This is a genomic window from Mycobacterium sp. (genome assembly GCF_046095365.1).
Lineage (GTDB): Bacteria > Actinomycetota > Actinomycetes > Mycobacteriales > Mycobacteriaceae > Mycobacterium.
On sequence record NZ_JBJTJF010000005.1, the window covers coordinates 1 to 14,911 of the forward strand.

The 14,911-nt window shown below is 69.4% G+C and carries 11 protein-coding genes and 1 pseudogene; 9 read left to right on the forward strand and 3 right to left on the reverse strand.

The features are described from left to right. The 5 genes from ettA to ACKOQ4_RS00240 all read left to right on the forward strand — a co-directional run. A partial coding sequence (ettA, locus tag ACKOQ4_RS00220) for an energy-dependent translational throttle protein EttA (protein WP_526287626.1) occupies positions 1 to 1,310 on the forward strand: 1,310 nt, incomplete at its 5' end. 10 nt (positions 1,311 to 1,320) lie between these two features. Next, the gene (locus ACKOQ4_RS00225) at positions 1,321 to 6,087 is read left to right on the forward strand and encodes an NAD-glutamate dehydrogenase (protein ID WP_526287628.1); all 4,767 of its coding nucleotides are present in this window, start codon (positions 1,321 to 1,323) and stop codon (positions 6,085 to 6,087) included. Further along, positions 6,080 to 6,514, forward strand: a complete 435-nt coding sequence (locus ACKOQ4_RS00230; protein ID WP_526287630.1) for an acyl-CoA thioesterase — start codon at positions 6,080 to 6,082, stop codon at positions 6,512 to 6,514. The genes ACKOQ4_RS00225 and ACKOQ4_RS00230 overlap by 8 nt, the downstream gene beginning before the upstream one ends. Continuing rightward, positions 6,511 to 7,143, forward strand: a complete 633-nt coding sequence (locus ACKOQ4_RS00235; protein WP_526287632.1) for a DUF8185 domain-containing protein — start codon at positions 6,511 to 6,513, stop codon at positions 7,141 to 7,143. Before ACKOQ4_RS00230 ends, ACKOQ4_RS00235 begins: the two co-directional genes overlap by 4 nt. An 88-nt stretch (positions 7,144 to 7,231) precedes the next feature. Continuing rightward, positions 7,232 to 8,872, forward strand: a complete 1,641-nt coding sequence (locus ACKOQ4_RS00240) for a long-chain-fatty-acid--CoA ligase (RefSeq protein ID WP_526287634.1) — start codon at positions 7,232 to 7,234, stop codon at positions 8,870 to 8,872. A 3-nt stretch (positions 8,873 to 8,875) separates the two neighbouring features. On the opposite strand, the gene ACKOQ4_RS00245 is transcribed toward ACKOQ4_RS00240, so the two are convergent. Beyond that, complete coding sequence (locus ACKOQ4_RS00245; RefSeq protein WP_526287636.1) at positions 8,876 to 9,262, reverse strand: globin; 387 nt, start codon at positions 9,260 to 9,262, stop codon at positions 8,876 to 8,878. 72 nt (positions 9,263 to 9,334) lie between these two features. On the opposite strand from ACKOQ4_RS00245, the gene ACKOQ4_RS00250 reads away from it, so the two are divergent. Beyond that, positions 9,335 to 9,937 (forward strand): HNH endonuclease signature motif containing protein, encoded by a 603-nt coding sequence (locus ACKOQ4_RS00250; protein ID WP_526287638.1) that lies wholly within the window; start codon positions 9,335 to 9,337, stop codon positions 9,935 to 9,937. A 16-nt stretch (positions 9,938 to 9,953) separates the two neighbouring features. Here the strand turns inward: ACKOQ4_RS00250 and pepN are convergent, their stop codons facing one another. Continuing rightward, complete coding sequence (pepN, locus tag ACKOQ4_RS00255; protein ID WP_526287640.1) at positions 9,954 to 12,533, reverse strand: aminopeptidase N; 2,580 nt, start codon at positions 12,531 to 12,533, stop codon at positions 9,954 to 9,956. 22 nt (positions 12,534 to 12,555) lie between these two features. On the opposite strand from pepN, the gene ACKOQ4_RS00260 reads away from it, so the two are divergent. From ACKOQ4_RS00260 to ACKOQ4_RS00270, 3 genes are read left to right on the forward strand one after another with little or no spacing between them, the layout of a single operon-like run. Further along, a complete protein-coding gene (locus ACKOQ4_RS00260; protein ID WP_526287642.1) occupies positions 12,556 to 13,161 on the forward strand; it encodes a mycothiol-dependent nitroreductase Rv2466c family protein in 606 nt (201 codons plus the stop codon). Between the two features lie 41 nt (positions 13,162 to 13,202). Then, positions 13,203 to 13,682: a ribose-5-phosphate isomerase gene (locus tag ACKOQ4_RS00265; protein WP_526287644.1), complete on the forward strand. Its 480-nt coding sequence runs from the start codon at positions 13,203 to 13,205 to the stop codon at positions 13,680 to 13,682. A gap of 3 nt (positions 13,683 to 13,685) precedes the next feature. Then, a complete protein-coding gene (locus ACKOQ4_RS00270; protein WP_526287646.1) occupies positions 13,686 to 14,477 on the forward strand; it encodes an Fpg/Nei family DNA glycosylase in 792 nt (263 codons plus the stop codon). Here the strand turns inward: ACKOQ4_RS00270 and ACKOQ4_RS00275 are convergent. Continuing rightward, a pseudogene (locus ACKOQ4_RS00275) lies at positions 14,474 to 14,911 on the reverse strand (DUF1542 domain-containing protein); the annotation flags it as partial. The gene ACKOQ4_RS00270 and the pseudogene ACKOQ4_RS00275 overlap by 4 nt on opposite strands.

Here is a 14,911-nt window from a genome sequence, read left to right on the forward strand (position 1 = left end):
GCCGGCTGCAGGAGGAACTCGACCACGCCGACGCCTGGGACCTGGACTCCCAGCTGGAGCAGGCGATGGACGCGCTGCGCTGCCCTCCGCCCGACGAGCCTGTCACCCACCTCTCCGGCGGCGAGCGCCGCCGGGTGGCGCGGTGCAAGCTGTTGCTGAGCAAGCCCGACCTGCTGCTGCTCGACGAGCCGACCAACCACCTCGACGCCGAGAGCGTGCAGTGGCTCGAACAGCACCTCGCCGACTACAAGGGTGCGATCCTGGCGGTCACCCACGACCGCTACTTCCTGGACAACGTCGCCGAGTGGATTCTCGAACTCGACCGTGGCCGCGCCTACCCCTACGAGGGCAACTACTCGACGTATCTGGAGAAGAAGGCCGAGCGCCTCGAGGTGGCCGGCAAGAAGGACCAGAAGCTGCAGAAGCGCCTCAAGGAGGAACTGGCCTGGGTGCGTTCGGGCGCCAAGGCCCGCCAGGCCAAGAACAAGGCCCGCCTGCAGCGCTACGAGGAGATGGCGACCGAAGCCGAGAAGACCCGCAAACTCGACTTCGAGGAGATCCAGATCCCGGTCGGTCCGCGGCTGGGCAATGTCGTCGTCGAGGTCGAGCACCTGGACAAGGGCTTCGACGGGCGTCTGCTGATCAAGGACCTGTCATTCACGTTGCCGCGCAACGGCATCGTCGGGGTGATCGGCCCAAACGGCGTCGGAAAGACGACCCTGTTCAAGACCATCGTCGGTCTGGAGAAACCCGACAGCGGCACGGTGCGGGTCGGCGAGACGGTCAAACTGAGCTATGTCGACCAGAGCCGCGCCGGGATCGACCCGAAGAAGACCGTGTGGGAGGTGGTCTCCGACAAGCTGGACTACATCGAGGTGGGCCAGAACGAGATCCCGTCGCGGGCCTACGTCTCGGCCTTCGGCTTCAAAGGGCCCGACCAGCAGAAGCCGGCCGGGGTGCTCTCGGGCGGAGAGCGGAACCGGCTCAACCTCGCCCTGACCCTCAAGCAGGGCGGCAACCTGCTGTTGCTCGACGAGCCCACCAACGACCTGGACGTGGAGACGCTGGGATCGCTGGAGAACGCACTGGAGAAATTCCCGGGCTGCGCGGTGGTGATCTCCCACGACCGCTGGTTCCTGGATCGCACCTGTACCCACATCCTGGCCTGGGAGGGGGACTCCTCCAACGAGGCAAAGTGGTTCTGGTTCGAGGGCAATTTCGGGGCCTACGAGGAGAACAAGATCGAAAGGTTGGGCGCCGAGGCGGCCCGTCCGCACAGAGTGACCCACCGGCGGCTCACACGGGACTAATGTCTGGGCTGTGACGGCTGGCCCGGCAACGTCCCAACTCGCACAGGCGTACGCGGCGAGCTACCGCGGCGCGCACGGTGCCGCGGTCCACGATGCGGCGGTGTCGGTACCGCCCGAACTGATCTCCGCACAGGAGCGGCTGGCCGCCCGGCGCGGGCCCGGCGAGACATTGGTCGAGGTCTACGGCGACGGCGGGTTCGGCCCGGCGCTTCAGGTGGTCACCGATCAGGCCGAGATGCTGATGGACTCGGTGACCGTGCTGCTGCACCGGCAGGGGGTCGCCTACGAGGCGCTGATGCATCCGTCGGTGCGGGTGCGCCGCGACGGCGACGGCAACCTCACCGAGGTGCTGCCGGCCGGTCCGGACGGTGACGGCATCGAGGAGTCCTGGATCCACATCCAACTGAACCCGGGCGCCGACCAGCGCGCGGTCACCGAAGCGGTCCGGCTGCTGCCACTGGTGGTCGCCGACGCCCGTCAGGTCGCGCAGGACTCCGCGGCGCTGTCGGCGACACTTCTGGCGCTGGCCCACGACATGGCCGCCGATGACGGCACCCGATTCCCCGGCGCCGACCGGATGGACGTCTCCTACCTGCTGCGCTGGCTGGATGCGCACTTCGTGCTGCTCGGCGCGCAACGCTGCAGCGTGCGGGACGGTCAGGCCACTCCCGACGAATCCAGCCGGCTCGGGGTGGCCCGGTTGCGCACCGAGGTGCTGCCCGAACTCAGCGAACCGGGCGAGACCGTCGTGCTGGCGCAGGCCACCATGCCGAGCTTCCTGCGCTACGGCGCCTACCCCTACATCGTCGTGGTGCGCGAGCAGGCCGGCGCCGCAGGCGAGTTGATCGAGCACCGGTTCGTCGGACTGTTCACCGTCGCAGCGATGAACGCCAACGTTCTCGACATCCCGCTTATCTCCCGGCGTGTGCAGGACGCGCTGGCGATGTCCCGCGACGACCCGCGCCACCCGGGCCAGCTCGTGCTCGACATCATCCAGACCATCCCGCGTCCGGAGCTGTTCACCATGACCGCCGAGGAGATCCTGGACACCGCCGGCGCCGTCATCGACCTCGGATCCCAGCGGCGGGCCCTGCTGTTCCTGCGCGCCGACCGGCTCGGGCACTTCGTCTCCTGCCTGGTCTACCTTCCGCGCGACCGCTACACCACCGGCGTCCGGCTGGCCATGCAGGACATCCTGGTGCGCGAGTTCGGCGGCGTCAGTATCGACTACGCCGCAAGGGTCAGCGAATCACCCTGGGCCGTCGTGCATTTCACCGTACTGCTGCCCGAAGGCCCGGCCGGTCGTTCAATCGACACCTCCGACGCCAATCGCATCCGCATCCAGGACCTGCTGACCGCGTCGACCCGGACGTGGGGTGACCGCCTGCTGGGGTCGGCGCGCGACGGCGCCATCGGCGGCGAGGTCGCCGAGCACTACGCCGAGGCCCTGCCCGAGGACTACAAGCAGGTGATCAAACCGCACGAGGCGATCACCGACATCGGCATCATCGAGAACCTGCAACCCGACTCGGTGCGGCTGCAACTGGAACCCGGCGACGAGATGACGACCGCCGGGACGGCCTACCTGACCTGGTACCTGGGCGGCGGAAGCGCGTCGCTGAGCCAACTGCTGCCCATGCTTCAGTGCATGGGCGTGGAGGTTCTGGAGGAGCGGCCATTCACGGTGGTCCGCCGCGACGGGCTGCCAGTGTGGATCTACCAGTTCAGGATCCGCCCCGACGCCTCGATGCCGGAACTGGGCAGCGGCGAGGAGTGGGACCTCACCGCGGCGCGCTTCACCGACGCGCTCACCGCGATCTGGCAGGGCAGCGTCGAGGTCGACCGGTTCAACGAACTGGTGCTGCGGGCGGGCCTGAGCTGGCAGCAGGTCGCGGTGCTGCGCACCTACGCGAAGTACCTGCGGCAGGCGGGATTCCCCTACAGCCAGTCGCACATCGAGGCGGTTCTGCGGGAGAACCCGTCGACGGCGCGGGCGCTGGTGCGGTTGTTCGAGGCGATGTTCGATCCGGACGCCGCAGCAAAGGGCATGGACGCAAAGGCTGCCGCCCGCGTCGTCGCCACCGACATCGACGCGCTGACGAGTCTGGACACCGACCGGGTGCTGCGCGCGTTCGCCTCGATGATCCAGGCCACCCTGCGCACCAACTTCTACGTCACCGCACCGGGATCGGCCCGGGCCCGGAACGTGCTGTCGGTCAAGGTCAATCCGGAACTGATCGACGAACTGCCGCTGCCCAGGCCGAAGTTCGAGATCTTCGTCTACTCCCCCCGGGTCGAGGGTGTGCATCTGCGCTTCGGTCCGGTCGCCCGCGGCGGCCTGCGCTGGTCTGACCGGCGCGAGGATTTCCGCACCGAGATCCTCGGTCTGGTCAAAGCTCAGGCCGTCAAGAACGCGGTGATCGTCCCGGTAGGGGCCAAGGGAGGGTTCCTGGTCAAGCGGCCGCCGGTGCCCACCGGCGACCCGGCGGTCGACCGGGAAGCGTTCCGCGACGAGGGTGTGGCCTGCTACCGGCTGTTCGTCGGCGGGCTGCTCGACGTCACCGACAATGTGGACCGGGCCGGCGGCGGCATCGTCGCTCCCGAACGGGTGGTGCGCCGCGACGGCGACGACGCCTATCTGGTGGTCGCCGCCGACAAGGGCACCGCCACGTTCTCCGACATCGCCAACGACGTCGCCAACTCCTACGGCTTCTGGCTGGGCGACGCGTTCGCATCCGGCGGTTCGGTGGGCTACGACCACAAGGCGATGGGCATCACCGCCAAGGGTGCCTGGGAGTCGGTCAAGCGGCATTTCCGCGAGATGGGCGTCGACACCCAGTCGCAGGACTTCACCGTCGTCGGTGTGGGCGACATGAGCGGCGACGTGTTCGGCAACGGCATGCTGCTCTCGCCGCACATCCGGCTGCTCGCCGCCTTCGACCACCGGCACATCTTCGTCGATCCCGATCCGGACGCGGCCCGGTCCTTCGCCGAGCGCCGCCGGCTGTTCGACCTGCCCCGCTCGAGCTGGGAGGACTACGACGCCGGACTCATCAGCGCCGGCGGCGGCGTCTTCAGCCGGCAGCAGAAGTCGATCCCGATCAGCGAGCCGATGCACCGGGCGCTGGGAATCGACGACGCCATCACCGAGATGACCCCGCCCGATCTGATCCGCGCCATTCTCCGGGCCCCGGTTGACCTGCTGTTCAACGGCGGCATCGGCACCTACATCAAGGCCGAGAGCGAGTCCGACGCCGACGTCGGCGACCGCGCCAACGACACCGTTCGCGTCAACGGAAATCAGCTGCGCGCCAAGGTGGTCGGCGAAGGGGGCAACCTCGGTGTGACCTCGCTGGGCCGGGTGGAGTTCGACCTGTCCGGCGGTCGGATCAACACCGACGCCATGGACAACTCGGCGGGCGTGGACTGCTCCGACCACGAGGTCAACATCAAGATCCTGGTCGACTCGCTGGTCAACGCCGGACGGATCGACCCCGGCCGCCGCACCGAACTGCTGGCCTCGATGACCGACGAGGTAGGCCGGCTGGTGCTCAACGACAACAGCGACCAGAACGACCTGATGGGAACCAGCCGTGCCAACGCCGCCTCGCTGCTCAACGTTCACGCCCGCCAGATCCGTGAACTCGAGGAGCGCCGCGACCTCAACCGCGAACTGGAGGCACTGCCCAGCGACAAGGAGATCGCCCGGCGCGAGGAGATCGGGATCGGGCTGACCTCACCGGAGCTGGCCACCCTGCTCGCGCACGTGAAGCTGGCCCTCAAGGAGCAGGTGCTGGCCAGCGACCTGCCCGATCAGGAGGTGTTCGCCTCCCGGCTGCCCGGATACTTCCCCACCCAGCTGCGGGAGGAGTTCGGCGCCGAGATCCGCAACCATCAGCTGCGCCGCGAGATCGTCACCACGATGCTGGTCAACGACGTCGTCGACACCGCCGGCATCACCTTCGCCTACCGGGTCACCGAGGACGCCGGGGTGGACTACGTCGACGCGGTCCGTTCGTTCGCCGCGACCGAGGCGATCTTCGGCATCGGTCAGACCTGGCGGCGAATCCGGGCCTGTGCCGCCGACGGCGTGCCGGCCGCGGTCACCGACCGGATGACCCTGGACCTGCGCAGGCTGGCGGATCGCGCGGCCCGGTGGCTGATGAACTACCGACCCCAGCCGCTGGCCGTCGGCGCCGAGATCAACCGCTTCGCGGCCAAGGTGGCCGCACTCAACCCGCGGATGCAGGAGTGGCTGCGCGGCGACGACAAGGCGATCGTCGCCAAGGAATCCGCGGAGTTCGCCGCCGCCGGCGTTCCGGCCGACCTGGCCTACACCGTCGCCTCCGGCCTCTATCAGTACAGCCTGCTCGACGTCATCGACATCGCCGACATCCTCGACCGGGATCCGGCGGAGGTGGCCGACGCCTACTTCGCGCTGATGGACTACCTGGGCACCGACGGGCTGCTGACCGCGGTGTCCAGGCTGCCCCGCGACGACCGGTGGCATGCTCTGGCGCGGTTGGCCGTTCGCGATGACATCTACGGTTCACTGCGCGCTCTGTGCTTCGACGTGCTGACGGCCGGCGAAGCCGACGAGACCGGGGAGCAGAAGATCGCCGAGTGGGAGCAGAGCAACGGCTCCCGGTTGCAGCGGGCGCGCCGGACTCTGGATGAGATCTACGCCGGCGACGCCCGGGACCTCGCCACCCTGTCGGTGGCGGCCCGGCAGATCCGCAGCATGACCCGGACCAGCGGGACAGGTGAGAGTGCCTGACCCATCCGGCCCGCAGCAGCCGGGCTTCACCACCGGTGTGCGGGTCCGCTGGTCGGACATCGACATGTACCAGCACATCAACCACGCCACCATGGTGACGATCCTGGAGGAGGCGCGGGTGGACTTCCTGCGCGAGCCCTTCGCCGAGGACGTGCAGACCATCGGTCTGCTGATTCACGAGGTCCGGGTGCTCTACAAAGGTCAACTGCGCCTGGTTGATTCGCCGCTGCAGGTGACGATGTTCACCAAACGCTTGCGTGCGGTGGACTTCACGCTCGGGTACGAGGTCCGCTCGGTGCAGGCTGCGCCGGACTCCCGGCCCGCGGTGATCGCCGAGACCCAACTGGCGGCCGTGCACATCGAGGAGCAGCGGCTGGTTCGGCTCTCGGAGACCCATCGGGAGTACCTGCATCGCTTCCTGCGATGACCGCGCTGTCAGTCCCCGATCCCGCCCAGCGCCGGGATCTGGCCCTCTTCGCCGAGCGCGCGCTGCGACTCGACGAGGCTGCGGTGATCCGGCTGCGCACCCGCGCCGGCGGCCTGGTGGGGGCATGGGCGGCCACCGGCTTCGACGTCCTGGCCGCCCGGGCGGTGACCGGCAGCCTGCAACCGGCGGACTTCACCTGCGGCGCAGCGGAGTTGCGCCGCGGTCTGGATACGGCCGACGACTCGGGCCGGGTCGATACCGGTTACCGGATGGACTCCGCCTGGCGCGGCGCGCTGCCGCCGGAGAACGGCTTCGTCCATCTCGACGACGTGCCGGTCGCCGTGCTGGCCGACCTTGCCCGGCGGGGCGCCGAACTCGCGCGGGAGCACGCGGGTCCGCACGGTCCGCCGGCCTCCCTGCTGGATCAGGAGGTGCTGGCGGTCAGCTCGGCCGGCGCCTCGGCGGCGGTGCCGATGCGATGCGTGCTGGCGCTGACCGCGATGGGGTTCATGCCCGACGCGGAAGGCGAGGTCGTCCGGGTTCGGGCGACTCCGGCCTGGCTGCGCATCGACGCCCGGTTCGGCTCGGTGTTCCGGCGCCGCGGCGACCCCGCACTGCTGCTCGGCTAATTTCCGGAATGGGCCGCCCGGCGTCAATTCCGGGTGCAAAGCTTGCAGAGCCGCGCACGGCCGGTGCGTGCTCATCCGGGAGGTCACGATGGTCGACAAGAACAAGCCCTGGTTCGGGATCTATGACAAAGGGGTTCCGTACTCCTGCATCTACCCGCCGCTGTCGATCAAACAGATGTTCAACGCCTGCGCCGAGAAGAACCCCGACCGCGACTACCTGATCGTCGGCGACACCAAGCTCCCCTACGGCCTGGTGAACATGATGGCGCGCAAGGCTGCCAACGCGCTGACCACCCTCGGGGTGAAGAAGGGCGACCGGGTCGCCCTGATGTCGCCCAACGTCCCGCAGTACGTCATCGGCTACCAGGCGTGCGCCAAACTCGGAGCCATCGTGGTCCAGGTCAATCCACTGGCGCCAACGCCCGAGGTGCACCACTACGTCAAGGACAGCGGCGCCGAGACACTGATCGTGATGGCCGCCTTCGCCAAGGGCCCGATCGAGGTCCTCAAAGCCGGCGACACGGCGCTTCGCAACGTCATCACCTTCCAGGTTCCGTCGGGCAACGTCGAGGTGGAATCCGGAGCCGGCATCGTCGATTTCAACGAGGTCGTCGGAGCCGCCGCCGACACCGAGCCTTCGATCGACGTCCGTCCTGACGATGTCCTGATGCTGCAGTACACCGGCGGCACCACCGGCCTGTCGAAGGGCTGCGTGCTGACCAACGGGAACCTTGTCTCGATCGCCTACCAGGAGAGCTACTGGATGACGCCGGTGTTCGAGAAGACCGAGCACCTGCGCTGCCTGGCCGCGGTGCCCCTCTACCACATCTACGGCTTCAACATGAATGTCAACGTCAACCACGTGTTCGGCGGGACGATCATCCTCGTGCCGCAGCCCAGCACCGACAATGTCCTGGCGGCGGTCAACGCCCACGAGCCCAACCTGTTCCCGGCGGTGCCGACGATGATCATCGGCCTCAACCAGCATCCCGACATCCAGAGCTCGAAGATCGGGTCGGTGCGGGCCGTCGTCTCCGGATCGGCGCCACTGCCGGTGGAGGCGATGAAGACCTTCGAGGCGCTTTCCGGCGCGGTGATCACCGAGGGCTACGGGATGTCGGAGACCTCCAACATCGTCACCGCCAACCCGCTGCACACGGTGCGCAAGCCCGGTGGTGTCGGTATCCCGTTCCCGGACAACGACGTTCGCCTCGTCGATCTGGACGACCCGACCAAGGAAGTGCCCCTGGGCGAGCCCGGCGAGTTGCTCTGCAAGGGGCCGAGCGTCATGCGGGAGTACTGGAACAACCCCGCCGAGACCGCGAAGACATTCATCGACGGCTGGCTGTCCACCGGTGACATCGCCACCATGGACGAAGACGGCCACATCTTCATCGTCGACCGCAAAAAGGACATGATCCTGTCCAGCGGGTTCAACGTTTACCCGCGCGAGATCGACGAGCTGATGTATTCCCACCCCAAGGTGCTGCAGGCGTGCTCGTTCGGCATCCCCGATGAGAAGCGCGGCGAGAGCCTCAAGCTCACGCTGGTGCTCAAGCCGGGCGAGGAGCTCACCGTCGACGAGGTGCGGGCGTTCTGCAAGGAGAACCTTTCGGGTTACAAGGTGCCCACCGAGGTCGCGTTCCTGGAGTCGCTGCCGGTGACGAACGTCGGCAAGCCCGACCGCAAGACGCTGCGCCAGATGCAGCTGGACGGCAAGCTCGGCTAGCTCCTAGAAGGACGAATTCACCATCGAGTCCGCAGCCATCTCCAGATAGGCCAGCAACTCACGGCGGTGCGCGTCGTCGAGGGTCGCCGCGTCCACGGAAGCCACCGCTATGTGCATGCAGCGCAGCCATGCGTCGCGCTCGATGGGCCCGATCCGGAACGGCGCGTGGCGCATCCGCAATCTGGGGTGGCCGCGCTGCTCGGAGTAGGTCCGCGGACCGCCCCAGTACTGCTCGAGGAACATCCGCAGCCGGTCCTCCGCGCCGGTCAGGTCCTCCTCGGGATACAGCGGGCGCAGCACCTCGTCGTCGCGAACCTGCTCGTAAAACCGCGAGACGACGGTCTTGAACGTCTCGGCGCCGCCGACCGCGTCATAGAAGGTCTCGCTCACGCCACCATTGAACACGAGGTGAATACACGTGCGATCGGCGCCGATCCGTGGTGCACTGTCTGCGGAGGATGCATGGTGCAGCGCAGACGAAACGTGGCCGGCCGGGCCGGCGTGCGCCCCGTACTGCACAGCGTCGAGCCCCCCGCGGACCGTTCGGTCTGGGGTCGCCGGCGGGTGCTCCTGCTCAATTCCACCTATGAGCCGCTGACCGCCCTGCCGATCCGGCGGGCGGTGGTGCTGCTGCTGTGCGGCAAGGCCGACGTCGTGCACGACGACCCGGGCGGCCCGGTCATCCATTCGGCGACCAGGGCGATCACCGTGCCGTCGGTGATCCGGCTGCGCACCTTCGTCCGGGTGCCCTACCGGGCCCGGATCCCGATGACCCGGGCGGCGCTGATGCACCGCGACCGTTTCCGGTGCGCCTACTGCGGGGGCAAGGCCGACACCGTCGACCATGTGGTGCCGCGCAGTCGCGGCGGGGATCACTCCTGGGAGAACTGCGTGGCAGCCTGCTCGACCTGCAACCACCGCAAGGCCGACAAGCTGCTCGCCGAGCTGGGCTGGAGCCTGCGCCTGGTGCCGACCTCACCCAAAGGGCAGCACTGGCGGCTGCTGTGCACGGTCAAGGACCTCGACCCGGCCTGGGTGCGCTACCTGGGCGAGGGCGCGGCCTGACGGCGCTCACCCGCCGCTAACCGGCGTCGAACTCCCGCGCCCTCAGCGCCCGATCCACCCCGGCCCGGCCCTCGACCACCAGCCGCCGCAGCGGCGGCGGGACGTGCAGGCCGCCCAGGAACCAGTCGGCGGCCTTCAGCGCCTCGGGGCTGACGTCCCAGGACGGGTAGAGGCCCACCACCACGGTCTGGGCCACCTCACTGGATCGGCGCTCCCAGACTCCGGAGATGGCGTCGAAGTAGTGCTTGGTGTAGGGCGCCAGCAGGCCGGCCTGGCCCGGGTGGGCGAAACCGGTGATGATCGACCGCGCGGTGATGTTGGGCAGGGCGTCGTCCTCGATGACCTCGCGCCACGCGGAGTGTTTGACGTCGGCCTGCGGGCGCGCGGCTGATGCCGCGGCGGCGTGCCGGCGGCCGGCCGCGGTGGGGTCGCGGGTGAGTTCGGCGTCGATGAACGGCGTCGCCGGTCCGTCGGCGTCGACCCGGCCGCCGGCGGCCAGCGCCGTCACGATCCGCCACCGCAGGTCGGTGTCCACCACCAGCCCCGGCAGCCCGCACCCGGCGGCGTCGCGGTCGAGCAGGTCGGCCAGCAGGGTCAGGTGCCGGGCGGACTGCTCGCCGGAAAGCACCGACGAGCACAGCGCGTTGACGTAGGCCAGCTGGTGGTCCGAACCCGGCTGCGCGCCGCGGGCCAGTTCGACCAACCGGTCGGCGAACGCCGCCCAGCCCCGGCCGGCCGCCCAGCCCGGCTCGGCGTAGGAGTTCAGCGCGGTCTGGGCCTGCAGCAGCAGCCGCTGGGCCACTCCCACCTCGGTCTCGGCGTGCACTCCGGCCGACACCAGTGCGACGAAGTCGCGGGCCCGTAGTTCAGCGTCGCGGGTCATCTCCCAGGCCGCCGACCAGACCAGCGTGCGGGGCAGCGGCTCGGCGATGTCGGCGATGCGCTCGACGGCGACGCCCAGGGAATCGTCGTCCAGGCGCATCGAACAGTAGGTCAGGTCGTCGTCGTTGACCAGGATCAGCTTCCCGCGCGGAACTCCCTGCAGCGCGGGGACTTCCGTCGACTCGCCGGCGACGTCGAGCTCCTCGCGGCGCACCCGCACCAACTTGCCCGTCCCGTCGTCGTCGTAGATCCCGACCGCCAGCCGGTGCACCCGGGTCTCACCGGAGCCGGGGGCCGCCCCGCCCTGGCGGACGGCGAACCGGGTGAAGCGGCCGTCGCCGTCGAGGTCGAACTCCGGGCGCAGCGAGTTCAGCCCGGTGGTCCGCAGCCACTGCCGGCCCCAGTCCGACAGGTCGCGGCCAGACGCCCGTTCGAGCGCCCCGAGCAGGTCGTCGAAGGTGGCGTTGCCGAAGGCGTGCGCGGCGAAGTAGTCGCGCAGGCCGGCCAGGAAGTGCTCCAGCCCCACGTAGGCGACCAGTTGCTTGAGCACGCTGGCGCCCTTGGCGTAGGTGATGCCGTCGAAGTTGACCTCGACGGCGTGCAGGTCGGGGATGTCGGCGGCCACCGGGTGGGTCGACGGCAACTGGTCCTGGCGGTAGGCCCAGGACTTCTCGACGTTGGCGAAGGTGGTCCAGGCCTGGGTGTACTCGGTGGCGTCGGCCTGGCAGAGCACCGAGGCGAAGGTGGCGAAGGACTCGTTGAGCCACAGGTCGTCCCACCACCGCATGGTCACCAGGTCGCCGAACCACATGTGCGCCATCTCGTGCAGCACCGTCTCGGCGCGACGCTCGTAGGAGGCCCGGGTGACCTTGCTGCGGAAGACGTAGTCCTCCAGGAAGGTCACCGCGCCCGCGTTCTCCATGGCGCCGGCGTTGAACTCCGGGACGAACAACTGGTCGTACTTGCCGAAGGCGTAGGGCACGCCGAAGTTGCGGTGGTAGAACTCGAAGCCCTGCTTGGTCTCGGTGAAAAGCCGCTCGGCATCCATGTGCTCGGCCAGCGACGCGCGGCAGAACAGGCCCAGCGGGATCTCGCCGTGCTCGTCGCGGTAGACGTCGCGCCAGACCGCGTACGGCCCGGCCACCAGCGCCACCAGGTAGGTGCTCATCTTGGGTGTGGTGGCGAAGGTGTGCACGACCGCGTCGCCGTGCCGTTCGGCCGACACCGGGGCGCCGTTGCAGATCACCTGCCAGTGCGCGGGCGCGGTCACCGTCACGTCGAAGACGGCCTTGAGGTCGGGCTGGTCGAAGCAGGCGAACATCCGCTTGGCGTCGGCGGTTTCGAACTGCGAGTAAAGGTAGACCTCGTCGTCGACGGGATCGACGAAGCGGTGCAGGCCCTCGCCGGTGTTGGAGTACCGGCAGTCGGCCTCGACCACCAGGACGTTGTTCCGCGCCAGGCCCCGGAGCGGGATTCCGGTCGACTCGTCGTAGCCGGAGACGTCGATGTCGTGACCGTTGAGCACGGCGCGGTGCACCCGGTCGGCGGCCAGGTCGATGTGGGTGTCGGCGCCGGGCAGCGCCTCGAACTCGACGGTGGTCGTCGACCGGAACTCCCGGTCGCCGGAGGTCAGGTCCAGCTCGATTCGGTAGCGGTCCACCGTCACCAGGGCCGCGCGTTCGATGGCCTCGGAGCGGGTCAGGTTGGGAAGCACGGGACCAACCTATCCTTGGGGCATGACGACCTCGCGCGCCGACTTCTGGTTCGACCCGCTGTGCCCCTGGGCGTGGATCACCTCACGCTGGATTCTGGAGGTGCAGAAGGTGCGCGACATCGACGTCCGCTTCCACGTCATGAGCCTGGCGGTGCTCAACGAGGGGAAGGACCTTCCCGAGCAGTACCAGGAGTTGATGAAGCGGGCCTGGGGTCCGGTGCGGGTGGCCATCGCCGCCGAGCAGGCGCACGGCGCCGACGTGCTGGGGCCGGTTTACACCGCGATGGGCACCCGGATCCACAACCAGGGCAACAAGGACCTGCCGCAGGTGATCGCCGAGTCGCTGACCGAGGCCGGCCTGCCGGCCGGTCTGGCGGCCGCGGCCGAGGACCCGTCCTACGACGAGGCGCTGCGCACGAGCCACCACGCCGGCATGGACGCCGTCGGCGCCGACGTCGGCACCCCGACCATCCACATCGACGGGGTGGCGTTCTTCGGCCCGGTGCTCTCGAAGATCCCGCGCGGCGAGGAGGCGGGCAGGATCTGGGACGCCTCGGTGGCGCTGGCGTCCTGCCCGCACTTCTGGGAACTCAAGCGGACCCGAACCGAGCCGCCGTCCTACGACTGAACCAATCCCCGGGCCAGGCCGCCCGAAGTAGTGTTTGCGCCATGCGCGTTTACCTCGGCTCCGACCACGCCGGCTTCGAATTCAAGGAGGCCATCACCGCCCACCTGCTCAAGAACGGTCACGAGGCCATCGACTGCGGCGCCTTCAGCTACGACGCCGACGACGACTATCCGGCGTTCTGCATCGCCGCCGCGGAACGGACCGTGGCCGACCCGGGCAGTCTGGGCATCGTGCTCGGCGGCTCGGGCAACGGCGAGCAGATCGCGGCCAACAAGGTGCCCGGAGCCCGGTGTGGGCTGGCCTGGAGCGTCGAGACCGCGAAACTGGCCCGCGAACACAACAACGCCCAGCTGATCGGCATCGGGGGCCGCATGCACACCGAGGCCGAGATGCTGGCCATCGTCGACGCCTTCCTGTCCACACCGTGGTCGCAGGCCCCGCGCCACCAGCGCCGAATCGACATCCTCGCGGACTACGAACGGACCCACGTCGCGCCGCCGGTGCCGGGCGCTTCCGGCTGACCCGTGCCCGAGGGCCACACCCTGCACCGGCTGGCCCGGCTGCACCACCGCCGCTACGCCGGGTCCCCGGTGCGGGTGTCCAGCCCGCAGGGCCGCTTCGGCGACGCCGCACTGGTCGACGGCCGCGGCTTCACCCGGGCGGAGGCCTGGGGTAAGCACCTGTTCCACCGCTACGAAGGCGGCCCGGTCGTGCACGTTCACCTCGGGCTCTACGGATCCTTCCGCGAGCACCGCACGCCGATGCCCGAGCCGCGCGGGCAGGTGCGGATGCGCATCGTGGGAGCCGAGTACGGCACCGACCTGCGCGGCCCCACCGCCTGTGAGGTGATCGACGAGGGGCAGGTGGAGGCGATCCTGGCCCGGCTGGGGCCCGACCCGTTGCGCGCCGACGCCGACCCGGCGCCGGCCTGGGCGCGGATCACCAAGTCGCGCAAGGCGATCGGCGCGCTGCTGATGGACCAGTCGGTGCTGGCCGGGGTGGGCAACGTCTACCGCAGCGAACTGCTGTTCCGGCACGGCATCGACCCGTACCGGCCGGGCCGCGACGTGGATGCGGGCGAGTTCGACGCTGCGTGGACCGACCTGGTGGACCTGATGAAGGTCGGGGTGCGCCGGGGGCGGATCATCGTGGTGCGCCCCGAACACGACCACGGCGATCCGGCCTACGGGCCCAGGCGTCCGCGAACCTACGTATACCGGCGCACCGGCGAGCCGTGCCGGTTGTGCGGCACGCCGGTCCGTACCGCGGAGATGGAGGGCCGCAACCTGTTCTGGTGTCCGGCCTGCCAGACCTAGAAGTCGAACCCGCCGAAGTCGCCGCCGCCGAAGTCGCCCCCGCCGCCGCCGAAGTCGCCGCCGCCGCCGCCGAAGTCGCCGCCGCCGTAGTCGCCGCCGGCGGCGTCCATGCCCTGGTCGAATCCGGCGTCGTAGCCCTGGTCGAACCCGGACCCGTAACCGCTCTCAAAGCCCGACGCGCCGTAGCCGACACCGTGCATGCCGGAGAACATCGCATCGAACAGCAGCACCGAGCCCATGGTCCAGGCCCCGGTGCGGAGGGCCGACTGCCACCACGGCTCCGAGTACCACCCCGCGGGCACCGGCCGGCCGGCCACCCGGCCGCCCGGGGAGTAGTTAGGGGGGCGGTGGGGCGGGGGGGGGGGGGCCTCGATGTCGCGGCCCGCGAACTGGATGGGGCGGTGCTCGGGGACCGCGCCGGCGGCCGTCTGGCC